General features: G+C 71.5%; 24 protein-coding genes and 1 tRNA gene. 10 read left to right on the top strand and 15 right to left on the bottom strand.

Features of this window, described 5'->3' with window-relative positions:
- Positions 1-48: 48 nt before the first annotated feature.
- Positions 49-651, bottom strand: coding sequence for a TetR/AcrR family transcriptional regulator (locus tag LQ326_RS05645; RefSeq protein WP_234533290.1), 603 nt, complete (start codon positions 649-651; stop codon positions 49-51).
- Between the two features lie 181 nt (positions 652-832).
- On the opposite strand from LQ326_RS05645, the gene LQ326_RS05640 reads away from it, so the two are divergent.
- The gene (locus LQ326_RS05640; protein ID WP_234533288.1) at positions 833-4249 is read left to right on the top strand and encodes a S41 family peptidase; all 3417 of its coding nucleotides are present in this window, start codon (positions 833-835) and stop codon (positions 4247-4249) included.
- A 190-nt stretch (positions 4250-4439) separates the two neighbouring features.
- On the opposite strand, the gene LQ326_RS05635 is transcribed toward LQ326_RS05640, so the two are convergent.
- The 4 genes from LQ326_RS05635 to LQ326_RS05620 all read right to left on the bottom strand — a co-directional run bounded on the left by LQ326_RS05635 (position 4440) and on the right by LQ326_RS05620 (position 8138).
- Positions 4440-4682 (bottom strand): hypothetical protein, encoded by a 243-nt coding sequence (locus LQ326_RS05635; protein ID WP_234533286.1) that lies wholly within the window; start codon positions 4680-4682, stop codon positions 4440-4442.
- A 95-nt stretch (positions 4683-4777) separates the two neighbouring features.
- Positions 4778-5662 carry an SDR family oxidoreductase gene (locus LQ326_RS05630; RefSeq protein WP_234533284.1) on the bottom strand — a complete coding sequence of 295 codons (885 nt, stop codon included), beginning with the start codon at positions 5660-5662 and terminating at the stop codon, positions 4778-4780.
- Positions 5659-6615, bottom strand: a complete 957-nt coding sequence (locus LQ326_RS05625) for an alpha/beta fold hydrolase (protein ID WP_234533283.1) — start codon at positions 6613-6615, stop codon at positions 5659-5661. Before LQ326_RS05625 ends, LQ326_RS05630 begins: the two co-directional genes overlap by 4 nt.
- Positions 6612-8138, bottom strand: a complete 1527-nt coding sequence (locus LQ326_RS05620; protein ID WP_234533281.1) for a flavin-containing monooxygenase — start codon at positions 8136-8138, stop codon at positions 6612-6614. Before LQ326_RS05620 ends, LQ326_RS05625 begins: the two co-directional genes overlap by 4 nt.
- Before the next feature lie 210 nt (positions 8139-8348).
- Here LQ326_RS05620 and LQ326_RS05615 point away from each other — a divergent pair, with 210 nt between their 5' ends.
- Positions 8349-8975, top strand: a complete 627-nt coding sequence (locus tag LQ326_RS05615; RefSeq protein WP_234533616.1) for a MerR family transcriptional regulator — start codon at positions 8349-8351, stop codon at positions 8973-8975.
- A 132-nt stretch (positions 8976-9107) separates the two neighbouring features.
- Here the strand turns inward: LQ326_RS05615 and LQ326_RS05610 are convergent, their stop codons facing one another.
- Positions 9108-9911 (bottom strand): exodeoxyribonuclease III, encoded by an 804-nt coding sequence (locus tag LQ326_RS05610; RefSeq protein ID WP_234533278.1) that lies wholly within the window; start codon positions 9909-9911, stop codon positions 9108-9110.
- 79 nt (positions 9912-9990) lie between these two features.
- Here LQ326_RS05610 and LQ326_RS05605 point away from each other — a divergent pair, with 79 nt between their 5' ends.
- Positions 9991-10491 (top strand): GNAT family N-acetyltransferase, encoded by a 501-nt coding sequence (locus tag LQ326_RS05605; RefSeq protein WP_234533277.1) that lies wholly within the window; start codon positions 9991-9993, stop codon positions 10489-10491.
- Positions 10492-10613: 122 nt separating this feature from the next.
- Here LQ326_RS05605 and LQ326_RS05600 read toward each other — a convergent pair.
- The 7 genes from LQ326_RS05600 to galU form a co-directional block, all read right to left on the bottom strand.
- A tRNA-Ala gene (locus LQ326_RS05600) sits at positions 10614-10687 on the bottom strand.
- Between the two features lie 105 nt (positions 10688-10792).
- Complete coding sequence (gene sepX / locus LQ326_RS05595) at positions 10793-12136, bottom strand: divisome protein SepX/GlpR (RefSeq protein ID WP_234533275.1); 1344 nt, start codon at positions 12134-12136, stop codon at positions 10793-10795.
- A 185-nt stretch (positions 12137-12321) separates the two neighbouring features.
- Entirely contained in the window at positions 12322-13002 is a 681-nt protein-coding gene (locus LQ326_RS05590; protein WP_234533273.1) for a GNAT family N-acetyltransferase, read from the bottom strand.
- A gap of 20 nt (positions 13003-13022) precedes the next feature.
- Complete coding sequence (locus tag LQ326_RS05585; protein WP_234533271.1) at positions 13023-13559, bottom strand: MogA/MoaB family molybdenum cofactor biosynthesis protein; 537 nt, start codon at positions 13557-13559, stop codon at positions 13023-13025.
- Entirely contained in the window at positions 13556-14068 is a 513-nt protein-coding gene (moaC, locus tag LQ326_RS05580) for a cyclic pyranopterin monophosphate synthase MoaC (RefSeq protein WP_234533269.1), read from the bottom strand. Before moaC ends, LQ326_RS05585 begins: the two co-directional genes overlap by 4 nt.
- 233 nt (positions 14069-14301) lie before the next feature.
- Positions 14302-15624, bottom strand: a complete 1323-nt coding sequence (glp, locus tag LQ326_RS05575) for a molybdotransferase-like divisome protein Glp (protein WP_234533267.1) — start codon at positions 15622-15624, stop codon at positions 14302-14304.
- Positions 15621-16532, bottom strand: a complete 912-nt coding sequence (galU, locus tag LQ326_RS05570; protein ID WP_234533264.1) for a UTP--glucose-1-phosphate uridylyltransferase GalU — start codon at positions 16530-16532, stop codon at positions 15621-15623. Before galU ends, glp begins: the two co-directional genes overlap by 4 nt.
- Before the next feature lie 132 nt (positions 16533-16664).
- Between galU and LQ326_RS05565 the strand changes: the two genes are divergently transcribed.
- Positions 16665-17246 carry a 5-formyltetrahydrofolate cyclo-ligase gene (locus LQ326_RS05565; protein WP_234533263.1) on the top strand — a complete coding sequence of 194 codons (582 nt, stop codon included), beginning with the start codon at positions 16665-16667 and terminating at the stop codon, positions 17244-17246.
- Between the two features lie 89 nt (positions 17247-17335).
- On the opposite strand, the gene LQ326_RS05560 is transcribed toward LQ326_RS05565, so the two are convergent.
- A complete protein-coding gene (locus tag LQ326_RS05560; protein ID WP_234533261.1) occupies positions 17336-20095 on the bottom strand; it encodes a penicillin acylase family protein in 2760 nt (919 codons plus the stop codon).
- Positions 20096-20292: 197 nt separating this feature from the next.
- On the opposite strand from LQ326_RS05560, the gene LQ326_RS05555 reads away from it, so the two are divergent.
- The 6 genes from LQ326_RS05555 to mscL all read left to right on the top strand — a co-directional run bounded on the left by LQ326_RS05555 (position 20293) and on the right by mscL (position 26275).
- Positions 20293-21906 (top strand): potassium/proton antiporter, encoded by a 1614-nt coding sequence (locus LQ326_RS05555; RefSeq protein WP_308401853.1) that lies wholly within the window; start codon positions 20293-20295, stop codon positions 21904-21906.
- 269 nt (positions 21907-22175) lie between these two features.
- The gene (locus LQ326_RS05550) at positions 22176-23468 is read left to right on the top strand and encodes an MFS transporter (RefSeq protein ID WP_234533259.1); all 1293 of its coding nucleotides are present in this window, start codon (positions 22176-22178) and stop codon (positions 23466-23468) included.
- A gap of 67 nt (positions 23469-23535) precedes the next feature.
- Entirely contained in the window at positions 23536-23871 is a 336-nt protein-coding gene (locus LQ326_RS05545; protein ID WP_234533257.1) for an FmdB family zinc ribbon protein, read from the top strand.
- Positions 23872-23973: 102 nt separating this feature from the next.
- Positions 23974-24807, top strand: a complete 834-nt coding sequence (locus LQ326_RS05540) for an S-methyl-5'-thioadenosine phosphorylase (protein WP_234533255.1) — start codon at positions 23974-23976, stop codon at positions 24805-24807.
- Positions 24808-25069: 262 nt separating this feature from the next.
- Positions 25070-25657 (top strand): CpaB family protein, encoded by a 588-nt coding sequence (locus tag LQ326_RS05535; protein ID WP_234533253.1) that lies wholly within the window; start codon positions 25070-25072, stop codon positions 25655-25657.
- A 138-nt stretch (positions 25658-25795) separates the two neighbouring features.
- Positions 25796-26275 (top strand): large conductance mechanosensitive channel protein MscL, encoded by a 480-nt coding sequence (gene mscL / locus LQ326_RS05530; protein WP_234533250.1) that lies wholly within the window; start codon positions 25796-25798, stop codon positions 26273-26275.
- A 28-nt stretch (positions 26276-26303) separates the two neighbouring features.
- Here mscL and LQ326_RS05525 read toward each other — a convergent pair whose 3' ends face one another.
- Positions 26304-26480: a hypothetical protein gene (locus LQ326_RS05525; protein WP_181809695.1), complete on the bottom strand. Its 177-nt coding sequence runs from the start codon at positions 26478-26480 to the stop codon at positions 26304-26306.
- Between the last annotated feature and the right edge of the window lie 18 nt (positions 26481-26498).

Below are 26498 nucleotides of genomic sequence, written 5' to 3'. Positions count from 1 at the left end.
GCCCGACGACGTGAGCGGAGCGTCAGGTGGGCTGGCTGCGGGGAAGGGTCAGCAGGTGGGTGCGCCGAGGGCGGGGAGCACCACGGCGTCGATGTACGACAGCAGGAAGGCCTGGGTGGGCGGCTGCTCGTCGATCAGCGAGCGGGCGGCGAACCCACCGATCATCATGTGCATCACGAAATCGATCGCCGGATTGTCCGCGCGGACCTCGCCCCGCTCGATCGCGCGCTGCAGCACCTGGTGGAACTGCGCCATCTCGGGCTCGATCAGATGCTCCTTGAACGCCTTCAGGAGATCCGGGTTGCCGTGGATCGCCATGGCGAGGCCCCGCATCAGCGCGGAGCTCTGCTCCATGTCGCAGTCGTCCGAGCGCAGCGTGAGGGCGTGCAGATCGCTGCGGAGCGACCCGGTGTCGATCTCACCGAATGCGCCTCCCGGCTTCTGGAAGCGCACCGCCTTGGCCACCAGTTCGGCCTTGCCGCCCCACTGGCGGTAGAGCGTGGCCTTGCTGGACTTGGTGCGGGCGGCGACGGCGTCCATGGTGAGGGCGTCGTAGCCGACCTCTCGGAGCAGGTCGAGCACGGCCTCGTAGAGCTCGGCCTCGCGCTCGGGCGTGATCCGACTGCGACGCACCGTTGCGATCTCAGTCATGCCACTCTCACCCTTCACTGCTCCGTCGGCATCCTCGTGTGTACATCTTGACGATACCCCGCGATCTACAGAAACGAAACCGTTTCGTACGTGTGGTGTCTCACGCGGCCGGCTGTCGGCCGGGAAACCACCTGAGCCTCCACGAGTTGCCGCCCCTCCACCCCGGGAAAAGCATGAAGAGGTGAGCTATCTGCGCATGCCGCATCTCAGTGGTGACCTTTTGTGCTTCGTGGCCGAGGACGACCTCTGGCTGACCTCGCTCGCCGCCCCGGGCCGCGCCTGGCGGCTCACCGTCGACCGCACCAAGGTCGGCCATCCGCGTTTCTCGCCGGACGGCCGCCGGATCGCGTACACGAGCTGGCGCAGTCTCGAACCCGAGATCCATCTCGCCGACGTCGGCGGCGGACCCGGGCGGCAGCTGACGTACTGGGGCAGCTCCGACACCCAGGTGTGCGGCTGGACACCCGACGGGGACATCCTGGCGGTCGCCTCGCACGGGCAGCCGTTCTCCTATTTCACCTGGGCCTACAAGGTGTCCCCGGACGGCGACCCGGGGCGCAAGCTGCCCTGGGGGCCGGTCGCCGACATCCAGGTCGCCGACATCGAGGGCGAACGCAGGAGCCTGCTGCTCACCGGCACCCCGCCGCACGAACCGGCCGGCTGGAAACGCTACCGGGGCGGTGCCATGGGCCGGCTGTGGCTGCACGGGCAGCGGCTGCTCAAGGGCATCGGCGGCCACCTGTGCTCCCCGATGTTCGTCGGCGGCCGGATCGCCTTCCTCTCCGACCACGAGGGCGTCGGCAACCTCTACTCCTGCGCCTACGACGGCTCCGACCTGCGCCGGCACACCGACCACGACGCCTTCTACGCCCGGCACGCCGCCTGCGACGGCACCCGGGTGGTGTACCAGTGCGCGGGCGACCTGTGGCTCGTCGACGACCTCGGCCCGAACGCGACACCGCGCCGACTGGACGTACGTCTCTCCGGACCCCGGGCGGGGCGCCGCCCCTACCAGGTGCCGGCCGCCCAGCACGTCGACGGCGTCTCGGTCGACGAGACGGGCCGGGCCAGTGCCGTCGTCGTACGCGGCGGCCTGTACTGGCTCACCCACCGCGACGGCCCCGCCCGCACCATCGCGGACACGCCGGGGGTACGGGTGCGGCTCCCGGAGATGCTCGGCTCGACCGGGCAGATCGCGTACGTCACCGACGCCGGGGGCGAGGACGCGGTCGAGATCGCCCACCTGCCCCGGGCGACCGGCGCCCGCCCACCGCGGCGGCTGGCCTGCGGGAAGCTGGGCCGGGTGCTCGAACTGGTCTCGGATCCCCTGGGCGAACGGCTGGCCGTGGCGGCCCACGACGGCCGGCTGCTGCTCATCGACGCGACCGAGGAGGTCGAGGTCGAGGCCGTCGTCGAGAGTTCTGTTGATTCCACGGATGGCGTTGATGGCGTTGATGCCATTGACGACGTTGACGGCATTGACGGCGTGGACCAGGTTGAGGCCGCCAAGCCTGCCGACATTGACAACATTGAGGAGGTTGACAAGGTTGACGGCGGCGTTGACGGCACCGACTCCGGCGACGTGGTCACCGAGTTGATCCAGTCGATCAACGGACCGGTCCGTGATCTGGCTTTCTCACCGGACGGGTCATGGTTGACCTGGTCGCATCCGGGCATCGGGCGTTCGCTGCGCCAGATCAAGATGGCCCGCATCAGCGACCGGCTCGTCATCGACGTCACCAACGGCCGCTTCGAGGACGAGAACCCGGTCTTCACCAGCGACGGCCGCTACCTCGCGTTCCTCTCCTGGCGCGGCTTCGACCCGGTGTACGACGTCCACACCGGCGACCTGTCGTTCCCGCTCGGCTGCCGCCCCTACCTGGTCCCGCTCTCCTCGGCGACCCCCTCCCCCTTCGCCCTCAACCCCGACGGACGCCCGGCCGCCGGCGGCCTGGACCCCGTCGAGGACGAGGAGCCCGGCGAGGGCGGCGCGGTGACGGTCGAGGTCGAGGGCCTGGGGAGCCGCGTGACCCCGTTCCCGGTCACCGCCTCCAAGTACTCGGCGCTGTACCCGGTCGCGGGCGGCGGTCTGGTCTGGCTGCGCTGGCCGATCTCCGGCGCGCTGGGCGAGACCTTCGTCAACCCGGCCGACACCAGCGGCCGGCCGACCCTGGAGTACTTCAGCATCAGCAAGGCGAAGAAGTCCGAACTCGTGGACCACCTCGACTGGTTCACGGTCAGCGGCGACGGCAGCCGGCTGGTCGTGGTGGACGAGGGCGAGCTGCGGGCCGTGCCGTCGACCGAGTCCGGCGACGGCGACACGACCGTCTGGATCGACCTGCGCCGCATCCTGCACGAGGTCGACCCGCCCGCCGAATGGCGCCAGGCGTACGCCGAGGCCGGCCGCCTGATCCGCGACTACTTCTGGGACCCCGGGATGTGCGGCATCGACTGGGACGGGGTGCTCGACCAGTACCGCCCGCTCGTCGAACGGGTCGCCTCCCCCGACGAGTTCGCGGACCTCCTGCGCGAGGTCCTCGGCGAACTCGGCACCTCGCACGCCTACGTCACCCCGGCCCGCCGCAACGAGGGCCCGCCGCACTACCAGCGCTTCCAGGGCCTGCTCGGCGCCAACTTCGCACACCGGGACGGCGGCTGGACGGTCAAGCGGATCCTGCCCGGCGACTCCTCGGACTCCAGGGCGCGTTCCCCGCTCGCGGGCACCGGCATCCGGGAGGGCGCGGTCCTCACCCACGTGGACGGCAGGCCGGTGGACCCGGTGACCGGGCCCTTCCCGCTGCTCGCGGGGGCGGGGGCCACGACGGTGGAGCTGACCTTCGCCCCGGGCGAGGGCGAGTCGGGGCCGTCGCGCCGCGTCGCCGTCCTCCCGTTGATCGACGAGCGGCCGCTGCGCTACCAGGACTGGGTGGCCAAACGCCGTGAGGTGGTACGGGAGGCGAGCGGCGGCAAGTGCGGCTACCTGCACATCCCGGACATGGGCGGCTCGGGCTGGGCACAGTTCAACCGCGATCTGCGCGGCGAGGTCTCCCGGCCCGCGCTCATCGTCGACGTGCGCGGCAACGCGGGCGGCCACATCAGCGAACTCGTCGTGGAGAAGCTCACCCGGACCATCCTCGGCTGGGACCTGACGAGGAACGCCCAGCCGGTGTCGTACGCCTCCAACGCCCCGCGCGGCCCGATCGTCGCGCTCACCGACGAGGCGACCTCCTCCGACGGCGACATGATCACGGCCGCGATCAAGCTGCTGAAACTCGGCCCGGTCGTCGGCCAGCGCACCTGGGGCGGAGTGGTCGGCATGACCGGCCGGCACCGCCTCGGCGACGGCACGGTGATCACGGTGCCGATGAACGCGGCCTGGTTCGAGGACTACGGCTGGTCGGTCGAGAACCACGGCGTCGCCCCCGACGTGGAGGTCCTGCGCACCCCCCTGGACTGGGCGGAGGGCCGCCACGTGGAGATGGACGAGGCCATCCAGCTGGCCCTGGACCTCCTGACCGACCACCCGGCAGCGGTACCCCCGGACTACAGCGAAGCCCCGAACCGCACCCGCCCGAAGCTTCCCCCCAGGTCTTCTTGAGACACCGGGGAGCGTCCCTGCCCAAAGGGGCGCGGGGCGGTATCGATTTGCGGCTCCACCGCGTGGGCGCGAGCAACCCACGCACACCCGCACCCGCACCCGCACCCTCTGCCCCCTGGGCGCACAAGACGCAGGGCACCCTCCGAAACGGAGGGCGCCCCACGCCTGTCGGTCAAGCCAGGTGCGACGACTAGGCGTCGTAGTCCTGGTCGAACCGGTCCTGCATCTCCTGCTCGGTGTCGTCCAGGGTCTGGCGACCGCGCTCAGACGCCTGGCGGCCACGCTCCTGCGCCTGCCGGCCGCGCTCCTGCGCCTGCTGGCCACGCTGCTGCGTCTGCTGCTGGCCACGCTGCTGGGCCTGCTGGGCCTGCTGCTGGCCTTCCTGCGTCTTCTGCTTGGTCTGACCCTGCGTCTTGCCGGCCTTGTCCTTCATACCCATGTGGGTTCACTCCCGTGGAGGGTGAGGGGAATCGGCCCTCAGTGGGGCCTCGACCAGACTCACACGGGCCGACTACGCGCGCACTTCGATCAATCACGGTGCGTAGCGCGCGCCTCCTCGTCAGCCGCCCCACCTGCACCGACCAGGCCCGTACTGACGCCCTGCAAGCGCGGCGCGAACCGCTTCATCTCGCGCTGCCCGACCGTGCCGATCAGCGCCGGCAGATACCCGCGCACCCCCTGCATCCCGCGCAGCCACCACTGCCCGTACACATGCGCCGAGCGCCGCTCGATGCCGGCCACGATCCGGTCCACGGCCGGCCCCAGCGGGTACGTCTTGTTCGCCGGCCACGGCAGCCGCTGCCGCAACTCCCGCATCGCCTCGTCCTGGTCGGCGCCGCGCACCATGTCGGTGTCCGTCCAGGACAGGTAGCCGACCCCGACCCGTACCCCCTGGTGGCCGACCTCGGCGCGCAGGCTGTGCGCGTACGCCTCCACGCCCGCCTTGGACGCGCAGTACGCCGTCATCATCGGCGCCGGCGTGATCGCGGCCAGCGACGCGATCTGCAGCAAGTAGCCGCGGCTTTCCGTGAGCACGGGGAGGAACGCGCGCGCCGTCACCGCCGAACCGATCAGATTGACCTCGATCACCCGCCGCCAGGCCACCGGGTCGGAGCCGGCGAACGGACCGCCGTTCGCCACCCCTGCGTTGGCCACCACGATGTCGGCCTTGCCGAACCGCTCCTTCACCTCCCGCGCGACCCGGCTCATCGCCTCGTGGTCGGTGACGTCGGCGTACCAGTACGCGCTGTCGGTGTGCAGCCTGCCGGAGACCTCCTTGAGTGCCTCCTCCTCCAGCCCGACCAGCGCGACCTTCGCCCCGCGCGCGGAGAGCTTGCGGGCGAGCAACTCGCCGACGCCGCGCGCCGCTCCGGTGACGACGGCGACCTGTCCTTCGAGTCCGACCCTGCTCATGAGCCCTCCTTGATCCGCTCCGGCGCGTCGGCGCCGGCTGCTTCGGGGGTGCCGGTCAGGTACGCGGCGACCAGTTCCCGGATCTTTCCGTTGACCGGCCCCGGCGCCTCGACCGGAGTCATGTGGCCCATGCCGGGCAGCTCGGTGAGGCCGAGGGAGTTCGGCAGCGCGGCGGCCAGCGCGCGGGCGTGCACGGGGGGCGTGAGCCGGTCGGCCGTGCCGGTGACGATCGCGGTGGGTGCGCGCAACTCCCGTACGCCATGGTCGAGATCGAGCTGCGCGAGGACACGCGCCCAGCTGTGCCGGACGGCGCGCGGGCAAGCGTGGACTATCCGGGCGCACGCCTCCACCATGTGCGGGGCCGAACCCGCGCCCATGGTCGCGTACTTGAGAATGCGCCGCGCGAGGGGCGTGACCGGTCCCAGCGGGGCGCGCGAGGCCAGGACACTCGCCGTGAGCCGGGTGCGCAGGCCACCGGCGCGCAACGGCAGCACCAGCGCCTCCGCGACCAGCCGCGAACTGCCGGTGCTGCACAGCAGGACGGCGGCGGCGTGCTCGCGGAAGCGAGGGCGCGTCGCGGCCGCCATCACGGTCATGCCGCCCATCGAGTGGCCGACGATCACGGCGCGCTCGCCGCGTGCGAGAGTCTGCGCGAGCACTGCTTCGAGGTCGTCCGCCAGCGCCTGGGTGGTGCACGCGGAGCTCGCGGGACTGCGCCCGTGCCCCCGCTGGTCGTAGGCGATGACCCGGTGGTCGACGGCCAGTTCGCGGATCTGCGCCGCCCAGAAGGCGGTGGAGCAGGTCCAGCCGTGGGCGAGGACGACGCAGGGGGCGCCCTCGGGGCCGTGCACCTCGGCGTGCAGACGGGCGCCGTCGGCGGAGACGACGGTGAGTTCGCGCGCGGGGGCGGGCGGGGCGTACGGCCCGGTGGTCACGTGGGTGAGCCGGCTCACGCGCCCACCTCCGCGTCCACGGCCCTGTCGCTGCCGCCGCCATCGCCTGGCAGGGGCGCGCGGATCACGTCGTACTCCGTGAGGTCCACCCGCCGGGTCGCACGCCGGAACTCCGTGGTCGTACCGGGCCAGATGGTGGTGTTGCGGCCGCTCGCGTCCAGGTACCAGCTGGTGCAGCCGCCGGTGTTCCAGACGGTGCGCTTCATGCGCTCCTGGACCTTGCGGTTCCAGGCGGCCACGGCGCCGGGGCGCGCGTCGAGGGCCGCCCGGCCCCCGAGGACGTGGAGCTGGCGCAGATAGTCGGCCATGTAGTTCAGCTGGGACTCGATCATGAGGATCATGGAGGAGTTCCCGAGGCCGGTGTTGGGACCGATGATCGTCATCCAGTTGGGGAACCCGGCCGCCGAAGCGCCGCGCAGCGCCTCCATGCCGCCCTTCCAGACCTCCGCGAGGGTCCGTCCGTCGGCGCCGACGACCCGTTCGGCGATGGGCATGTCGGTGACGTGGAAGCCGGTGCCGAAGATGATCGCGTCGACCTCGGCACTGCTGCCGTCGGCGGCGACGACCGTCGACCCGCGGACCTCACTGAGCCCGCTGGCCACCACGTCCACGTTCCGCTGGGTGAGCGCCGGATAGTAGGAGCTGGAGAGCAGGATCCGCTTGCAGCCGATGCGGTAGTCCGGGGTGAGCTTGGCGCGCAGCGCGGGGTCCTTGACGGCACGGGCCATGTTGCGCTTGGCGAGGCTCTCCACCAGGCCGAGTTCGTCGGGCCGCTTGGTGAACGCCTGGACCTGGAGTTCCCGGATCCCCCACAGCAGTCCGCGCCGGGCCTGGGTGGTGAAGGGCAGCGCCCGGTGCAGCCGGCGCTCGGCGGCGCTGATGGCCCGGTCCACCCGGGGCATCACCCACGGCGGGGTGCGCTGGAAGAGGGTGAGCCGCGCGACGTCGGGCTGGATGGCGGGCACGATCTGGATGGCGGAGGCGCCGGTGCCGACCATGGCGACCCGCTTGCCGCGCAGGTCGTAGTCGTGGTCCCAGCGGGCGGAGTGGAAGACCTTGCCGGGGAACGAGTCCAGCCCCGGGATCTCGGGGATCTTCGGGTCGGACAGCGGCCCCGTGGCCGAGACGACGACGTCGGCGGAGAAGGAGCCGGCGGCGGTCTCGATGTCCCAGCGCAGTTCGTCCGCGTTCCAGACCATCCGCTTGACCTCGGCGTCGAGGCGGAGGTGCGGCCGGAGCCCGAACACGTCGGTGACGTGCTCCAGATAGGCGCGGATGTGCTCCTGCCCGGAGAAGGTGCGCGGCCAGTCGGGGTTGGGCGCGAAAGAGAAAGAGTACAGGTGGGAGGGCACGTCGCAGGCACACCCGGGATAGCTGTTGTCCCGCCAGGTACCGCCGACGCCGCCGGCCCGTTCCAGGACGACGAAGTCGGTGATCCCCTCCCTGCGCAATCGCACGGCCGCGCCCAGCCCGCCGAACCCGGACCCGATCACCGCCACCCGTACATGCTCGTGCTGGGCCATCCCGGAGCCTCCACACCTCGCCCGTGATTACGCCAGTGAACGCTGGCACGGTTGGACTGTAGAGCAGCCGCGTACTGATGGGTAGGGGGCGGACGGGCGAAAGTTACCGTCGGTACAACATAAGCTGCGCACGTGGCAGACGACGGCGGACGACGCACCCACACGGACCGCGGCCAGTCCGCCGAGCAGGGCGGCCCGCGCGAGTACCGCATGGAGGAACTGGCCGCGCTGGCCGGCATAACCGTGCGCACCCTGCGCTTCTACCGCGAACGAAAGCTGATCCGGCCGCCCCGCCGCGAGGGCCGTATCGCCTGGTACGACGACCATCACCTGGCCCGGCTGCGCACGATCTCGGCACTGCTGGAACGCGGCCACACCCTGAACGGCATCGCCGAACTGGCGGAGGCCCTCGACCACGGCAAGGACGTCGCCGAACTGCTCGGCGTCGACACCCCCACCGAGGAGGAGCCGGTCCGCCTGACCCCCGAGGAACTCGCCGCCCGCTTCGAGGGCGAGGTCACCCCGGAGAACCTCGGCGCCGCCATGGACCTCGGCTACCTCGGCACCGACGGGGACGACATCGTCCACATCAGCCGCCGCCTGCTGGACGCCTCCTCGGCCCTGGTCCGCGAGGGTTTCCCGCTCGCCGAGGTGCTGGCGGCCGGCCGCAGCGTCCGCGAGCACGCCGACGCGCTCGCCGAACTCTTCGCCGAACTCGTCCTGCGCCACGGCCCGGAGGAGGACCTGGAGCGCCTGCGCCCCCTGGCCCGGAGCGTGGTGGAGGCGGAGGTGTCACTGGCGTTGGACCGCCGGCTGCGCAAGCAGCCGCAGTCGTAGCAGAAGCCGGAGTCGAAGCAGAAGCCGGCCGCAGCAACACCCGGAGTCGAAGCAGAAGCCGGTCACAGCAACAGCCGGAGTCGAAGCGGCCGGAGTCGCGGCAGAAAGCCGGAGTCGTCGCAGCGGAGGCCGTCAGTGGTCGTAGACGACGGTGACCGGCGCATGGTCGGACCACCGCTCGGCATGCGTGGCCGCGCGCTCCACGAACCCCTTGACCGCCCGGCCGGCGAGCCCGGGCGTGGCCAGCTGGTAGTCGATGCGCCAACCTGAATCGTTGTCGAACGCCCGCCCCCGGTAGGACCACCAGGTGTACGGCCCCTCGGCCGCCGGGTGCAGCGCGCGCACGACGTCGACGTACCCGCCGCCGGCCGGGTCCAGGACGCCGCCGAGCCACTCCCGCTCCTGCGGAAGGAAGCCGGAGTTCTTGGTGTTGCCGCGCCAGTTCTTCAGGTCGGCCTGCTGGTGGGCGATGTTCCAGTCGCCGCAGACGACGACCTCACGCCCGTCGGCGGCGGCCCGCTCGCGCAGTTCCTTCAGATAGGCCAGGAACTCGCCCATGAAGCGGTACTTCTCGCCCTGCCGCTCGGTGCCCACCTCCCCGGAGGGGAGATAGAGGGAGGCGACGGTGACACCGGGCAGGTCGGCCTCGACGTAGCGCCCGCTCGCGTCGAACTCGTCCGACCCGAAGCCGATGCGCACGCGGTCCGGCTCACGCCGGGTGTACAGGGAGACGCCCGCGCGCCCCTTGGCCACCGCGGGGGCGTGCACCACGTGCCAGCCGCCGGGCGCGCGCACCTCTTCCGGGAGCTGCTGCGGCTCCGCGCGCACCTCCTGCAGGCAGAGCACGTCCGCGGAGGTCTCCGCGAGCCACTCCACGAAACCCTTCTTCGCGGCGGCCCGCAGCCCGTTCACATTCACCGAGGTCACAGTCAGCACGCCGGAACGATACCGGCACACTGGACGGAGTCCTGATGTCCACCGCGTTCGCCGCCCGCACGAATATGCGATATCTCACATGATTATACGTCCGGTCGCCTTCGACCACCCCGACGCCGTCAAGCTGAACGACGAGGTCCAGGCCGAGTACCAGTTGCGCTACGGCGACGGCGGCGACGCCACCGTCCTCGGCACGGCCGACTTCGAACCGCCGAACGGCGTCTACCTGATCGCGTACGACGAGTCCGACCGCCCCGTGGCCACCGGCGGCTGGCGCAGCCAGGACGCGAACGGCGAGGGCAACGAGGACGGCGACGCCGAACTCAAGCGCATGTTCGTCATCGAGGCGATGCGCGGCCGGGGCCTGGCCCGCCGCATGCTCGCGGCCCTGGAGGACGACGCCCGCGCGGCCGGCCGCCTCCGCATGGTCCTGGAGACCGGCACCAAGCAGCCGGAGGCCATCGCCCTGTACACCTCCAGCGGCTACGAACCGTGCGCCAAGTTCGGCTACTACCGCCACTACGAGTCGAGCCGCTGCTTCGCCAAGGTCCTGCGGGCGGACGGACGGGCGGATCTGTAGGCCCCAACCACCGTGGCGCACCGACCGGGTGGCGGCTCAGCCGCCGCCCACCGGTTCGGGCACCCGGAGAACGACGAAGACCCCGCACGATCCTTACGATCGTGCGGGGTCTCACCGTGCAGTGGACCTGAGGGGATTTGAACCCCTGGCCCCCTCGATGCGAACGAGGTGCGCTACCGGACTGCGCCACAGGCCCTTGCAACGAGTGAAACTCTAGCATCCCCGTCGGGGTGCTTGGAAATCCGTTCCCTGACTGGTCAGGAGCGGGGCGCCGGGGCCGCCCCGCCCTCTCGGCCTCGGATCATTCGTTGGCCGCGCGCGGGCGGTCGCCGTCCTCGTACTGGTCGAAGAGGGGCGTGCGGCCGCGCTCGCGGGCCCGGCGCGCGGAGGCCGCGGCGGGGTTTCCCCCGCGCGAGCGCCGCCGGGCCTGCGGGAGCGCGTCGGTCCCGTCGGCCGCCGTCTTGTCGTCGGCGGCCGGCGCCGCCGCCTCGGCCTCCGGCGTGGTCTCCTGCTCCGGCGCGACGGCACTGGACCGCGCCGAACTCCACGCGTCCGGCGCCGCCAGGTCCACGTCGGAGGTGGCGCGCGGCGCGACCGGCGCGGTCACGTACGTCGGCAGGGGCACCGGCACCGGGTCCCAGCTGTCGCCGTGCCCGGGGCGGCGCTGCCGCTCGCGCTGCTGGTCGACCCATTCGGCGTGGTCGGTCTGTTCGACGAGGGCGCGCCGGTCGGCGGCGAGGGCGGACAGCCCGGGGTCGGTACCGGTCTCTGGTCCCTCCTCCGGTTCGTCCGCGACGGCTCCGGCGTCGAGCGGCGGGCGCCGGCGCCGCTGGCGCTCCCGCAACCGCTGTGCGGCGGCCTCGGCCTGACGCCGGTCCATCTGGTAGGCGAAGCGCCGGCGCTCCTGGGCGCGCAGGTAGGCGATGTAGGCGCTGAGCATGACGGCGGGCACACCCGGCGCCCACAGGAACGCGAGTCCCCCGACGGCGGCGACGATCGCGCCCAGCGTGAAGGCGACGAAGAGCAGGACCGTGGTGCGCCGACGGCGTGCGAGCGCCTTCGAGCGCCGGGCTCGTTCCGCGGCCGCCTGCGCGGACGGCGCGCGCCGCGGGGTCGGAATCCGGCTGCGCGCGGACATGGAGCCGGACGTGGAGCCGGACTTGGGCGCGGAGGTGGATGCGGAAGCCGACGCGGACGAGGGTGCCGCGGAGGCGGACGCCGACGCCGTGGCGGGCGGGCCGCCCGGCTGACCGGACGGCACGGACGGGGACTTGGCCGTCGTCGCGACCCCCTGGTCGCGCGCCGGTTCCTGACGCCCGAGCGCCTCCGGTTCCCCCTCGGACCCGAGGTCTGCCCGGACCTGACGGCGGGTCGGAGGCATGGCGAAGGCCCGGACGTCCACCGACTCGGTGACGGCGTCCGGATCGCCGGCGTCCTGCTCCCCCTCAGAGGCGGAGCGCGCCCGCACGTCCCTGGCGTAACGGCGCTCCATCCCCGCCCGTCCGGACAGCAGCCGGATGGCGGTGCTGAAGCGTTCCGTCGGACGGGCCTCGTTCAGCTCGTCCTGCCTACGGAGCCACATCGGCACCAAGTAGGCGGCCCAGGCCCCGACAATGACTGCGTAGATGAGGCCGCTGCTGCTCACGCCTCACACGGTAGAGGGGTTTGCGTGGGGCCATCTGCCAATTGCGCCGGTGTGTCGCACGATCCGGCTGATATTTCGAGCTTTTTTTGTGACCGATGCGATCAGCGGGCCGCCCAAGCCGTGAATTCAATGGCCTGGGACAGTCAAGAACCGATCAATTTCGAACACGCATTCAATTTCTTCGGCTAACCGGGATTCCCTGGCGTGTTCTGCGGATTGCGGGGCACATGCGGAGGAGCGCCCGTCGGCCCCGCCCCCGGCGCCTCCGCGGACGCGCTCTGGGAGCGTGCCCGCCGCCAGCGGCCGAGCAACCCCTCGGGCACCTCTTCCGCCGTGAGGGCGAAGACCATGTGGTCGCGCCAGGCGCCGTCGATGTGGAGATATCGGGGCCGCAGCCCCTCCTCACGGAATCCGAGTTTCTCCACGACCCGGCGGCTGGGCCGGTTCTCCGGGCGAATGCAGACCTCGACGCGGTGCAGACCGACGGTGCGGAAACAGTGGTCCACCACGAGCGCGACGGCCGTCGGCATCACCCCGCGGCCGGCCACCGACTGGTCCACCCAGTAGCCGACGTGCCCCGAGCACATCGACCCCCAGGTGATTCCGGCGACCGTCAACTGCCCCACCAGCCGGCCCTGGTACTCGATGACGAACGGCAGCATGCGACCCGCGTTCGCCTCGGACCGCAGGTGCCGGACCATCTGCCGGTAGGTCGGCCGGTGGGCTATCGGCCCGCTGGGCGTGGGCGGCGGGATGGTCGCCTCCCACGGGCGCAGCCAGTCGCGGTTGCGGCGGTTGACCTCACGCCACGCCCGCTGGTCGCGCACCCTTATGGGCCGGAGGACGACATCGCCGTCCACCAGCACGACGGGCCAGGACGAGGTGTTCAGCTCGCACCCCCACTGCTGGTTCCGGGATGGTCGCCGCCGCGGATCTGGTCGACGGCGTGCGCCAGCAGCGGTTCCAGGACGGCGAGACCGTCCCGCACCCCGCCGGTGGACCCGGGAAGGTTGACGATCAGTGTCCGGCCCGCCACTCCGGCCAGGCCCCGGGAGAGCGCGGCGGTGGGCACTTTCCCGCGGCCGAACGCCCGCACGGCCTCGGCGATGCCCGGCACCTCGTAGTCGAGCACCGCGCGGGTCGCCTCGGGCGTGCGGTCGGTGGGCGAGACGCCGGTGCCGCCGGTGGTGACGACGACGTCGTACCCGGCCTCGACCCCGGCGCGCAGCGCGGCCGCCACGGGTTCCCCGTCGGGCACCACCCGCGGCCCGTCCACGCTGAAGCCGAGGCCCGCCAGGCCCGCCGCGACCAGCGGACCGCCCCGGTCCTCGTAGACCCCGGCGGCGGCACGGTTCGAAGCGGTCACGACCAGCGCGCGATACGGCGCGCGCGGCGCGCCACCGGCGGACGGCCCGGCGCTCACGCTCTGCTCCAGTCGCCCGACTTTCCGCCCGTCTTCTCCTCCACGCGTACGTCCGTGATGACCGCTCCCTTGTCGACCGCCTTGACCATGTCGATCACGGTGAGCGCCGCGACGGAGACCGCGGTGAGGGCCTCCATCTCGACACCCGTGCGGTCCGTCGTCCGCACCGTGGCCAGGATCTCCACCGCGTCGTCCGCGACCGACAGATCCAGTTTCACACCGGACAGGGCCAGAGGGTGACACAGCGGAATGAGGTCCGGGGTGCGTTTGGCGCCCATGATCCCGGCGATGCGCGCGGTGGCGAGGGCGTCGCCCTTCGGAACGCCCTCGCCGCGCAGCAGTTCGACCACGCGGGGCGAGACGAGGACACGTCCGCTCGCGCGGGCGGTGCGCGCGGTCACGTCCTTGCCGGACACGTCGACCATGCGGGCGGCGCCCGCGTCGTCGAGGTGCGTCAGTCGGTCTGGCACGGAGGGTCCGGGGGTCTCCCCCCGGAAGGGCTCAGTCATGCTGTGTGGCGCTCCCGGTCCTGGCCCGTCGCGGTGCGGCGCTCGGGCCTGCTGTGCGCGACACGCTACCGCCAAGACGGCCCGCACCAGCGGGCAGGACGTCCGGCGGACGGATACGCGGGCGCGGCAGAACGCCCGGCGGACAGATACGCGGGCGCGGCAGGACCGGCTGGCGGACAGATACGCGGGCGCGGCAGGACCGGCTGGCGGACGCCCGCCGGACGGGACACCCGCTAGCCGAGCAGGACGACCTCGACGTCCGTACCGGGCTCGACGTACTCCACGTCCTCGGGTACGACGATCAGCGCGTCGGCGTGTGCCAGCGCCGCGACCAGGTGCGAGCCGGCGCCGCCCACGGCGGTCACCTCGCCGTCGGCGTACGCCCCGCGCAGGAACTGCCTGCGCCCCTTGGGCGAACCCAGTGTCCTGTCGGCCCTGAGGGTCGCGGTGGTGCGGGGCCGGTGCACGTCGTCCAGGCCCATCAGGGTGCGGATGGCGGGGCGGACGAACAGCTCGAAGGAGACGTACGACGACACGGGGTTGCCCGGAAGCGCGAGCAGGGGCGTGTGGTCGGGGCCGATGGAGCCGAAGCCCTGGGGCTTGCCGGGCTGCATGGCGAGCTTGCGGAAGTCGATGCCGGCGCCCGGCTCGTCCTCGTCCCCGACGTGCGCCAGCGCCTCCTTGACGACGTCGTACGCCCCCACGCTGACCCCGCCGGTGGTGACCAGCAGGTCGGCGCGGACGAGCTGGTCCTCGATGGTGGCGCGGAGGGTCTCGGCGTCGTCGACGACGGCGCCCACCCGGTAGGCGATGGCGCCCGCGTCCCGGGCGGCGGCGGTGAGGGCGAAGCTGTTGGAGTCGTAGATCTGCCCGCTGCCGAGTCCCTCGCCGGGCTGGACGAGTTCGCTGCCGGTGGACACGACGACCACGCGCGGGCGCGGGCGCACGCGTACGGTGCCGCGGCCGATCGCGGCGAGCAGCGCGATCTGCGGCGGGCCGAGGAGGGTGCCGGCCTTGAGGGCGAGGTCGCCGGCCTTCACGTCGCTGCCCGCCGCGCGTACGTGCGCGCGTGCCTCGGCCGGCCGGTGCACGCGCACGTGCCCCTCGGCGCCCTCGGGGGCGAGGCTGCGCGCCCGCATCCCCGCCACCGGTCCTTCGCCGAGCCCGCCGTCGGTCCACTCCACGGGGACGACGGTCTCGGCGCCGGGCGGCAGCGGGGCGCCGGTCATGATGCGGGCCGCCTGGCCGGGGCCCACGGGGGTCAGCTCGGCCGCGCCCGCCGCGACGTCCCCGACGACCTCCAGGACGGCCGGGAACTCCTCGCTCGCGCCCGCCACATCCGCGACCCGTACCGCGTAGCCGTCCATGGAACTGTTGTCGAACGGCGGCAGCGACAGCGGCACCATGACGTCGTCGACCAGGACGCAGCCCTGGGCATCGAGGAGTTGCAGCTCGATGGGGTCCAGGGGGCGGACGGTGGTGAGGATGTCCTCCAGGTGCTCGTCCACCGACCACAGGTGGTCCGGGCCGGCGGTGCGGGTCGCGGCGCTGCTCAACTCTGCTGCATCTCCTCGGCTACGTAACTGCGAAGCCAGGTCCGGAAGTCCGGGCCCAGGTCTTCACGTTCGCACGCGAGCCTGACAATGGCACGCAGATAGTCGCCGCGGTCGCCGGTGTCATAGCGGCGGCCCTTGAAGACGACGCCGTGCACGGGGCCGCCAACCTTTTCGTCCTGGGCGAGCTGCTGGAGGGCGTCGGTGAGCTGGATCTCGCCGCCGCGGCCGGGCTCGGTGCGCCGCAGTATGCCGAAGACGTGCGGGTCGAGGACGTAGCGGCCGATCACCGCGTAGCCGGACGGGGCGTCCGCCGCATCCGGCTTCTCGACCAGGCCGGTCACCTTGACGACGTCGCTGTCGGCGGTGGTCTCCACGGCCGCGCAGCCGTAGATGTGGATCTGCTCGGGGTCGACCTCCATGAGCGCGATCACGCTGCCGCCGTGCCGCTCCTGGACCTCGATCATGCGCTGGAGCAGGGGGTCGCGCGGGTCGATCAGGTCGTCGCCGAGCAGGACGGCGAAGGGCTCGTCGCCCACGTGCGGGGCCGCGCACAGCACGGCGTGCCCGAGGCCCCTGGGATCGCCCTGGCGCACGTAGTGCATCGTGGCCAGGTCGCTGGACTCCTGCACCTTGGCGAGTCGGCCCGCGTCGCCCTTCTTCTGGAGTGCCGACTCCAGTTCGTAGTTGCGGTCGAAGTGGTCTTCCAGCGGACGCTTGTTGCGTCCGGTGATCATGAGAACGTCGTCGAGCCCCGCCGACACGGCCTCCTCGACCACGTACTGGATCGCCGGCTTGTCGACGACCGGCAGCATCTCCTTGGGAGTGGCCTTGGTGGCCGGCAGGAACCGGGTGCCGAGGCCTGCCGCGGGAATGACAGCCTTGCTGATCCTGGGGTGCGACTGAGTCATGCCCGCCACCTTATCCGGTGCCTTTGCGGAGAATCTGAGGCTCCGGGTAATAGGCACGCATATGGACTGATTAGGAAGGGTGCGGAGCGACCTGTGGAGCACGGTGGACCTGACGCCGAGACTGGCAAGCGGATGTTGCGCCGAGAAATCCTCGGGGTGAGGAACAGGTTGACGACCGATGTCGTCAGGGAGGCGGCCGACGCGCTGGCCGAGCACGCGCTGGAGCTGCCCGAGCTGGCGGGTGCGCGCACGGTGGCGGCGTACGTCTCCGTCGAGAACGAGCCCGGCACGCTCACGCTGCTGGACGCGCTGCTCGCGCGGGGGGTGCGCGTCCTGCTCCCGGCGCTCCTGCCGGACCATGATCTGGACTGGGGGGCGTACGCCGGGGAGGGCTCCCTCGCCCGCGTCCGGCACGGCGGGAAGATGGCGTTGCTCGAACCCTCCGGTGAACGCTTTGGGCCGGACGCCGTGCTCGGCGCCGACGTGGTGCTGCTGCCGGGGCTCGCGGTGGACGCGCGCGGGATGCGCCTGGGGCGCGGCGGAGGGTCGTACGACCGGGTGCTGGCGCGCCTGGAGCGCGTGGACGCGCGCCCGGCGCTCGTGGTGCTGCTGTACGACACGGAGGTGGTCGAGCGGGTGCCCGCCCAGGCGCACGACCGGCCGGTGCAGGCGGTGGTGACGCCGTCGGGGGTGCGCCGGTTCACGAGTCCCTGAAGGGCTCCCGCAGGAAGCGGAAACGGCCCTCCACGCGCGCGTGGAGGGCCGTTTCACCTGTGGATGCCCCTCGGCTCAGGGCTTTCGGCTCAGGGCTTGAGGACGAGGGTGTCGCTGGTGCCCTTGTCGACCGCCTTGTCCGAGAACGACCACGGGAGCAGTTCGCCGTCGGCCCACTTGCCCGTCTGGTCGGTGTAGTGGGCGCTGAAGGCGTGACCGGAGGCTCCGGTGAGGTTGATCCACTTGGATTTGTCCAGGTCGTCGAGGTTGACGACCATCCGCATGGAGGGGACCCACACGACGCCGTAGCCGCCGGCCGCGTTCCAGCCGGTCGCGTCGACCGTGGCCTCGCCGCCGCTGAGCTTCCAGGGGCCGCGGTTGAGGATGTACTGGACGATGCCCGGGCCGTCGGTGCCGAGGGTCTGGTTCTTCAGGAACAGGCGGTGCAGCCGGCCCCAGCTCCAGGTGTCGATGTCCTTGCCGAGCTTGGCGGTCAGCTCCCAGCGGGCGTCGATCATGGCGCGCTTGAACAGCTCGTCCATGTTGTCGGCCTTGTTGCGGTCGCCCACTCCGGCCGGCGTCTTCCACCAGTCGCTGTTCGGCTTCTCCATGAGGTTGCGGACCACCTCGAACCAGCGGTCGCCGCCGTCCGGCTGGGCCTGGTCGGCGTCGCGCTCGCCGCACTCGCGCACCTTGGTGTCCTCGTCCACCGGACCGGTGCTGTCGACCTTGTCCACCCACAGGCACTGGCCCTTGACGCGCAGTTCCTTGGGCAGCTTGTTGCCGAAGGCGAGCTTGAGGATGTTGCGCCAGACCGCGTTGAAGTACGCCGCGGCCGCGGAGTCCGCGTCCTGGGTGTAGTCCCAGCCCTCAAGGAGTTTCTGCGCCGCGCGCACGTCCTTGTCGTCAAGGTTGATCTTCAGCAGCCTGGGCACCAGCAGCTTGGCGATCTCACTGCTGGTGTCCGTCTGCATCTGGCGCATGTCGTCGGTGGAGATCTTGCCGCCGTCCTTGATCTTCGACTCGATCAGGTCGGTGATGCGCTGGCTGCGGGTGCCGTAGCCCCAGTCCGTGGTGAGCGTGTAGGGGTACTTGTCCTTGTCGATCACGGCCTGGTTGGCGGTGACGATGTAGCCCCGCTTCGGGTTGTACTCGTAGGGCAGTTCGTCCTGCTTGATGAAGCCGGTCCACTTGTACTTGGAGTCCCAGCCCGGTGCCGGGATGGACCCGTCGTCGGCCGACGAGCGCGTGGGGATCTTGCCGGGCAGCGTGTAGCCGATGTTGTTCTTGGTGTCGGCGTAGATCAGGTTCTGCGAGGGCACGTCGAACTGGGCGGCCGCCTGGCGGAAGGAGTCCCAGTCGGACGCCTTGTCGAGGGCGAAGACGGCGTCCATGGTGGTGCCCGGGTCCAGGGCGGTCCATCTCAGGGCGATGCCGTAGCCGTCGCCGCGGTCGGGGGCGGCGGTGTCGACGGTGGCCTTCTTGCCGACCTGGACGAGTTCGTCGTCGCGGTCGGACAGCAGCGGCATGCCGTCGGCGGTCTGGCGTATGACGATCTCCTTGGACGCGCCGCCGGCCACCTTGACGGTCTCCGTGCGGGTCGTGAAGGGCTTGGTCTTGCCGTCGTACAGGTAGCCGTCGCCGGAGAGCTTCTCCAGGTAGAGGTCGGTGACGTCGACACCGGAGTTGGTCATGCCCCAGGCGATGTCCGCGTTGTGGCCGATTATCACGCCCGGCATGCCGGCGAAGGTGTAGCCGGTGACGTCGTACTGGCACTTGCTGGAGATCGTGGTGCAGTGCAGGCCCATCTGGTACCAGACGGACGGCAGTGACGCCGACAGGTGCGGGTCGTTGGCGAGCAGCGGTTTGCCGGTGATGGTGTAATCGCCCCCGACGACCCAGGAGTTGGAGCCGATGCCCTGGCCGTTCACGCCGACGGCCGTGGGAACGCCGTCCAGGACGTTGTAGAGGCCCTCCAGCTGGCTCGTGAGCGCCGAACCGGCGGACGAGGTGGCCGATGAGCCACCCGTGGTCGTCGAGGACCCGGAGCCGCTCGTGGAGCCGCTCTGGAACGTCTTGGTGACCTCGTCGTACTGGCCCTGCTGGACGATCGCCTTGTTGCGGCTGTACGGGTAGTCCGGGTAGAGGTCCTTGATCTGCTGCGGGCCGAGGCGGCTGGTCATCAGGGCGCGGTCGATCTCGTCCTGCATGTTGCCGCGCAGGTCCCAGGCCATCGCCTTCAGCCAGGAGACCGAGTCGACGGGGGTCCACTGCTCGGGCTTGTAGTCGTTGACGAACCCGAGGGCGGCGTACTCCAGGGAGATGTCCTTGCCGTTCTTGCCCTGGAGGTAGGCGTTGACCCCCTTGGAGTACGCCTGGAGGTACTTCTTCGTGGCGGCCGACAGCTTGGTGTCGTACTCCTCCTTCGCGACCCGGTCCCAGCCCAGGGTGCGCAGGAATTCGTCGGCCTTCACCTGGCTCTTGCCGAACATCTCGGACAGCCGCCCCGCGGTCATGTGGCGCCGCACGTCCATCTCGTAGAACCGGTCCTGCGCCTGGACGTAGCCCTGCGCCATGAACAGGTCCTCGTCTGTCGAGGCGTAGATCTGCGGGATGCCGTAGCCGTCGCGCTTGACGGTCACGGGTCCGGCGAGGCCGTCGAGCGTGATCGAACCCTTGGTCTGCGGCAGGGACGCGCGGACCGTGCTGACCGACCAGTACGCCCCGTAGAAGACGCCACCGAGGACGGCCAGGACGAGCACGAGCACGATCAGCCGGGCTCTGCGCCCCTTCTTCCTGCCGGACTTGCCAGGCTTGTCACCCGTTGTGGCGGTGGTGTTGGGGGGCATCGCTGTCCTTGCTGTCCTAACGCGAGCGGCAGACGGGCATGTGCTTTTGACTGAGCGCTGGAGCAACCATAGGCGCAGGGCCCCACGCCACTTGACGCGGAGTGGGGAACCGGCAGGCACGGGCGTTCGATCTTGCCTCGGCAAGCGTCAAGAAAGCGTCAAGAGTTAGGTAAGGTAACGAAGTACTTGGGTGCGGAGTGCCGCACTCTCGGTCCTGTGTACGTGCGCTTCCGCGCCGCCCGCGCGCGAGCCAAGGAAGGGAACCGCCGCTGACTGTCCACCACCTCAACCAGCTCCTGCTCCTCTGCTCCGTGGTCCTGCTCGTCGCCGTCGCGGCCGTCCGGATCTCCTCGCGCAGCGGGCTCCCCAGCCTGCTCGTGTACCTGGGGATCGGTGTCCTCATGGGCCAGGACGGCATCGGCGGCATCCACTTCGCCAACGCCGAACTGACCCAGGTCATCGGCTACGCGGCCCTGGTCGTGATCCTGGCCGAGGGCGGCCTCGGCACGAAGTGGAAGGAGGTCCGCCCCGTCCTGGCGTCCGCCTCCACGCTGGCCCTGGCCGGGGTCGGGGTGAGCGTCGGCGTCACCGCGGCGGGCGCGCACTACCTGGTCGGGCTGGAATGGCGGCAGGCGTTCGTCATCGGCGCGGTGGTGTCCTCGACGGACGCGGCGGCGGTCTTCTCGGTGCTCCGGCGCATTCCGCTGCCCGCGCGGGTGACGGGCACCCTGGAGGCGGAGTCCGGTTTCAACGACGCCCCGGTGGTCATCCTGGTCGTCGCCCTCTCCACCGCGGGACCGGTCGAGCACTGGTACGTCCTGGTGGGCGAGATCGCCATGGAGCTGGCCATCGGCGCCGGCACCGGCCTCGCGGTCGGCTGGCTCGGCTCCTGGGGCCTCAGGCGCGTCGCCCTGCCCGCCTCCGGCCTCTACCCGATCGCCGTGATGGCCATCGCGGTCACGGCGTACGCGGCCGGCGCGCTGGCGCACGGCAGCGGCTTCCTCGCGGTCTACCTGGCCGCCATGATGCTCGGCAACGCCAAGCTGCCGCACTGGCCCGCCACCCGCGGCTTCGCCGAGGGGCTCGGCTGGATCGCCCAGATCGGCATGTTCGTCCTGCTCGGCCTGCTGGTCACCCCGCACGAGCTCGGCGACGACATCATCCCCGCCGTCGTCATCGGGCTGGTGCTCACCATGGTGGCGCGCCCCGTGAGCGTGGTCGTCAGCCTCGCGCCCTTCCGGGTGCCCTGGCCGGAGCAGACCCTGATGTCCTGGGCCGGCCTGCGCGGCGCCGTGCCCATCATCCTGGCGACGATCCCCATGGTGAACGGCGTCGACACCAGCCACCGGATCTTCAACATCGTCTTCGTCCTGGTCGTGGTCTACACCCTCGTCCAGGGGCCGACCCTGCCCTGGCTGGCCCGCACACTGCGGCTCGGCGAGGGCCCGGAGGCCGCCGACCTCGGCATCGAGTCCGCGCCCCTGGAGCGGCTGCGCGGACACCTGCTGTCCGTCTCGATCCCCGAGGGGTCCCGGATGCACGGCGTGGAGATCAACGAGCTGCGGCTGCCCGCCGGGGCCGCCGTCACCCTGGTCGTCCGCGAAGGAAAATCGTTTGTTCCGCTGCCCGCGACGGTGCTGCGGCGCGGGGACGAACTCCTCGTGGTCGCCACCGACCCGGTGCGGGACGCCGCGGAACGGCGGCTGCGCGCGGTCGGCCACGGGGGCAAGCTGGCGGGCTGGCTGGGCACGAACGGGACGGCCGACGCGGAACCGAAGTCGCGACCGGGGCGCGCGCGGGGCGTACGTTAAGAGCACGTTTCGGGCGGTTCACACCCCGACCAATCCCAGGCGAACGGGCCCGGCGGTGCTCGTTTTCACAGGCGTACCGAGCCTTCACCCCTGTACGATGAAGGCACCTTGATCGAACCAACTCTGCCTGACGCAGGGCTGGCGCGACCGTATGGCGGCCGGATCACTCCTCGCAGGGGACGCCGGTATCTACCGCAGTTCCGCGCAAGAGGACAGCTCTCGGCGCCCCCCGCACGGGCGCGCTACCAGGCGGCAGAAAGGCACGGGCCGTGGCATCCACGGTCACCACCGAGCCGTCCGGGAACCCGGCGGCGCCGTCCCGCCCGGGATACGGACAGCTGCTGCGCACCCGCGGCGCCTGGACGTTCCTGCTCCCCGGTTTCGCGGCGCGCCAGCCGTTCGCGATGCTCACCATCTCCATCGTGCTGCTCGTGCGGCACACCACCGGCTCCTACGGCGTCGCGGGAGCCGCCGCGGCCGTCACCGGTGTCTCCATGGCGCTGTTCGCGCCCTACAGCGGGCGTCTGGCCGACCGCCACGGGCAGCGCGCGGTGCTGGTCCCCGGCGTGCTCGTGCACACGTTGTCGGGTCTCGCCCTGACGGCGCTCGCGCTGGCGCACGCGCCCCTGTGGGCCCTGTTCGCGGCGGCGGTGCCGACCGGCGCCTCGGTGCCGCAGATCGGGCCCATGGTGCGCGCCCGGTGGGGCGTGCGGCTCCAGGACTCCCCTCTGCTGTCCACCGCGGCCGCCTTCGAGTCCGTCACCGACGAGCTCACCTTCGTGGTCGGCCCGCTGCTCGCGACCACCCTGTGCACCACCGTCGCCCCGGCCGCCGGCCTGGTCACGGAGGCCGCGCTCACCCTGGCCGGCGGCCTGCTGTTCGCCGCGCGCAGGAGCACCCAGCCCCAGGTGACGGGTACCGCCCACGCGCGCGTGCGGCACCCCTCGGCGCTCCGCGTGGCGGGTGTACGCGTGCTGATCGCGGCCTTCCTGGGCATCGGATCCGTCTTCGGCGGCATGCAGGTCTCCCTCGCCGCGTTCACCGAGTCGATCGGCGAGCCCGGCCTGAACGGCGTCCTGTACGGCACCTTCGCCGCGGGCAACATGCTCTCGGGCGTCGTCTGCGGCACGCTCGCCTGGAAGGCCGCCCCGCACCGGCGCCTGCTCGTCGGCTACGCGGCGCTCGCGGTGACCGCGTCGGCGCTGTGGACGTCCCACTCGGTACTCGTCCTGGCCGGTCTCGGCCTGCTGGTCGGCATGTGCATCGCGCCCGCCCTGATCACCGGCTACACGCTGGTCGAGAGCCTGGTCCCGGCCGGCGCCCGCACGGAGGCGTTCACCTGGCTGACCGGCGCGGTGGCACTCGGCCAGGCGGCCGCGGTCACGGTCGCCGGACAGTTGGAGGACCGCCTGTGGGGCGGCGCCGGATTCCTGGTGCCGATGGCCGGCACCGTGCTGGCCCTGGTGACCCTTCTGGCACTGCGTTCACGGCTGTCCGGCCGGCCCCGGAACCGTACGGTCGCACGTGGCGTCGGTCACCGCGTGCCCGTGACGGTGGACTGATCCTCAGGAATACGTCACTATGGACCGTCGTTAGCACTCATTGAGTGAGAGTGCCAGGAGGAAGACAGTGCCGACCTACCAGTACCAGTGCACCGAGTGCGGCGAGGGCCTCGAGGCGGTGCAGAAGTTCACCGACGACGCCCTGACCGAGTGCCCCAACTGCGGTGGCCGCCTGAAGAAGGTGTTCTCCGCGGTCGGCATTGTCTTCAAGGGCTCGGGCTTCTACCGCAATGACAGCCGCGGCTCGTCGTCGAGCAGCAGCCCCGCGTCGAAGCCGTCGAGCGCTTCGTCCGAGTCGAAGACGTCCGACTCGAAGTCGTCGACGTCCTCGACGTCGACCTCGTCCTCGTCCTCGTCCTCGTCCTCGTCCTCGACGGGCTCGGCCAGCAGCTCCGCCGCCTGAGACCTCAACCCTCGGGACCCCGCCGCCGACCGGCGGCGGGGTCTTGAGGCGTTCCCGGGCACCGGCTCCGGCCCGCCCGGGCGGCGAGCTAGTGTGCTGCGCATGGTGAACGCAGAGATCGGCGTAATCGGCGGTTCCGGCTTCTACTCGTTCCTGGACGACGTGACCGAGATACAGGTCGATACGCCCTACGGGCCGCCCAGCGACTCCCTCTTCCTCGGTGAGATCGCCGGCCGGCGGGTCGCCTTCCTGCCCCGCCACGGACGCGGCCACCATCTGCCGCCGCACCGCATCAACTACCGGGCCAACCTGTGGGCGCTGCGCTCCGTCGGCGTGCGCCAGGTGCTCGGCCCGTGCGCGGTGGGCGGTCTGCGCCCCGAGTACGGTCCGGGCACCCTGCTCGTACCGGACCAGCTGGTGGACCGTACGAAGTCCCGGGCGCAGTCGTACTTCGACGGGCTGCCGCTGCCCAACGGCACCGTCCCGAACGTCGTGCACGTCTCCCTGGCGGACCCCTACTGCCCCACCGGACGGGCGGCGGCGCTGAAGGCGGCGCGGGGCCGGGACTGGGAACCGGTGGACGGGGGCACGCTGGTGGTGGTCGAGGGTCCGCGCTTCTCGACCCGCGCCGAATCGCTGTGGCACCAATCGCAGGGCTGGTCGGTGGTGGGCATGACCGGCCACCCCGAGGCGGCGCTCGCCCGTGAACTGGAGCTCTGCTACACGTCGATGACGCTGGTCACCGACCTGGACGCGGGCGCCGAGACCGGCGAGGGCGTCTCGCACGACGAGGTGCTGCAGGTGTTCGCGGCCAACGTGGACCGGCTGCGGGGCGTGCTGTTCGACGCCGTGGCGGCCCTGCCGGACAGCACGGCACGGGACTGCCCGTGCACGAGCGCGCTCGGCGGCATGGATCCGGGGTTCGAGCTGCCGTGACGCGTGCCCGGACGGGGGCCGGGACGCGAGCCCGGACGGGGGCCGGGACGCATGCCATGACGAATGCCGTGACGCATGCCTGACGTGTGCCGTGACGCGTGTGTGATGCCGGGGTCTTCCGCGGGGCGGATGCGGGCGGAATTCCCCGTTCGGGTGGCCCAGTTGTCCACAACCGGCCGGTAGCCCACCGGCTCCGACGGGTTTCCGCGCGAGAGGTCATCGTGGTCTCGCAAGCCGATTCCTCGTCGCAGGTGGTGATCCCATGTCCGTTCCCCCGTCTCCCCACCCCGCCCTCCCCCCTCTCCCGCGCGTCCCGCTCCCGCTCCCGCTGGGCACCGACGCCCCCGCCACCTGTGAGGTCCCGCACTTCGAACCGGTGCGGGTACGCGGCGGGCGATATCAGCTCCACCGGCTGCTACGGCACCGCAGGCGGGCCCTCGCGACCGGCCTCGCGATCACGGCGGCGGCGCTCGTCGCGGCCGGACCGCGCACCGCCACCGACCCGCTGCGCGCCGAGCGGCGGCCCCGGGGGCACCCCAGCGTCACCCAGCCGGTACGACGGCACATCCCGCCCGCGCCCATGGTGACGGCACCGGTGCGGATCGCCGACGCGGCCACCGTCCGGCTGCTGCGCCCCGGCGACCGGGTGGACGTCGTCGCCGCCGGGGATCTCTCGGCGGGCGGCCGGACCCGGGTGATCGCACGCGGGGTGCGCGTGACCGAGCTGCCGGAGCCGGCCGACGCGGCCGCGGAGAGCGGGGCACTGGTCGTGCTCTCGGTCCCCCGGGACACCGCGGCCCGCCTGGTCGGGGCGAGCGCCACGGCACGGCTGGCGGTGACCTTGTACTGAACAACCCGGGGCGATTTACGGGACGCTTCGTGTCAAGTCGCACATCGTGACTACCGGATGGGGCGCGAGGGCCCCACGGTGCCGTAGGTTGCGGAGCGCTTTGTTCCACAGCCTGTGCATGTGAGGAGAGTCCCCAAGGTGAGCGCGAAGAAGGATCCGGGTATCTGGCAGGGCTTCAAGGCCTTCCTGATGCGCGGCAACGTCGTCGATCTGGCAGTCGCGGTGGTCATCGGCGCCGCCTTCACGAACATCGTCAACTCTGTGGTGAAGGGGATCATCAACCCGCTGGTCGGCGCGATCGGCACGAAGAACCTCGACAGCTACAGCTCGTGTCTGCAGGCCCCGTGCGCGCTGAACGCGGACGGCACGGTGAAGACCGGCATACCGATCATGTGGGGCGAGGTCCTGGGCGCCACGCTCTCCTTCGTGATCACCGCGGCGGTCGTGTACTTCCTGATGGTCCTGCCGATGGCGAAGTACCTGTCCCGGATGGAGGCCCGCAGAAGGGCGCGGGAGGGCACGCACGAGGTGGTCGAGGTGACCGAGCTGGAGGTGCTGAAGGAGATCCGCGACGCCCTGGTCGCACAGCGCAGAAACGGCCCCGACGCGCGTTACTAGCCGCGCCGCCGCGGACGGACCGGGCGGCTCAGAGGTGGTGGGGCGGCTTCTCGTCGAGGAAGCGCTTGAGGTCGGCGGCCGAGTCGCCCTCCGGGCGGTCGCCCCAGCCGCGGTCCGTGTCGTCCGACGACTGCCGGTCGAGCGGGTCGTCGAAGATCAGCGCGGCTTTGGGGTCGCGCGGCGCGGGTTCGGGGGCGGTACTCATGTCTCAAGACTACGGCCC

The sequence above is a fragment of the Streptomyces shenzhenensis genome (assembly GCF_021462265.1).
Taxonomy (GTDB): domain Bacteria; phylum Actinomycetota; class Actinomycetes; order Streptomycetales; family Streptomycetaceae; genus Streptomyces; species Streptomyces shenzhenensis.
Note: the sequence above shows the minus strand (reverse complement) of the source record. Positions and strands in the feature narration are given on the sequence as shown.

Excerpts from the sequence above, each read along its gene's own strand:
- LQ326_RS05540 (WP_234533255.1), top strand. The coding sequence starts at position 23,974 with ATGGTGAACGCAGAGATCGGCGTAATCGGCGGTTCCGGCTTCTACTCG.
- LQ326_RS05635 (WP_234533286.1), bottom strand. The coding sequence starts at position 4,682 with ATGAAGGACAAGGCCGGCAAGACGCAGGGTCAGACCAAGCAGAAGACG.
- LQ326_RS05560 (WP_234533261.1), bottom strand. The coding sequence starts at position 20,095 with ATGCCCCCCAACACCACCGCCACAACGGGTGACAAGCCTGGCAAGTCC.
- LQ326_RS05605 (WP_234533277.1), top strand. The coding sequence starts at position 9,991 with ATGATTATACGTCCGGTCGCCTTCGACCACCCCGACGCCGTCAAGCTG.
- moaC (WP_234533269.1), bottom strand. The coding sequence starts at position 14,068 with ATGACTGAGCCCTTCCGGGGGGAGACCCCCGGACCCTCCGTGCCAGAC.
- galU (WP_234533264.1), bottom strand. The coding sequence starts at position 16,532 with ATGACTCAGTCGCACCCCAGGATCAGCAAGGCTGTCATTCCCGCGGCA.
- LQ326_RS05615 (WP_234533616.1), top strand. The coding sequence starts at position 8,349 with ATGGAGGAACTGGCCGCGCTGGCCGGCATAACCGTGCGCACCCTGCGC.
- LQ326_RS05630 (WP_234533284.1), bottom strand. The coding sequence starts at position 5,662 with ATGAGCAGGGTCGGACTCGAAGGACAGGTCGCCGTCGTCACCGGAGCG.
- LQ326_RS05565 (WP_234533263.1), top strand. The coding sequence starts at position 16,665 with ATGTTGCGCCGAGAAATCCTCGGGGTGAGGAACAGGTTGACGACCGAT.
- LQ326_RS05620 (WP_234533281.1), bottom strand. The coding sequence starts at position 8,138 with ATGGCCCAGCACGAGCATGTACGGGTGGCGGTGATCGGGTCCGGGTTC.
- LQ326_RS05525 (WP_181809695.1), bottom strand. The coding sequence starts at position 26,480 with ATGAGTACCGCCCCCGAACCCGCGCCGCGCGACCCCAAAGCCGCGCTG.
- LQ326_RS05535 (WP_234533253.1), top strand. The coding sequence starts at position 25,070 with ATGTCCGTTCCCCCGTCTCCCCACCCCGCCCTCCCCCCTCTCCCGCGC.
- LQ326_RS05645 (WP_234533290.1), bottom strand. The coding sequence starts at position 651 with ATGACTGAGATCGCAACGGTGCGTCGCAGTCGGATCACGCCCGAGCGC.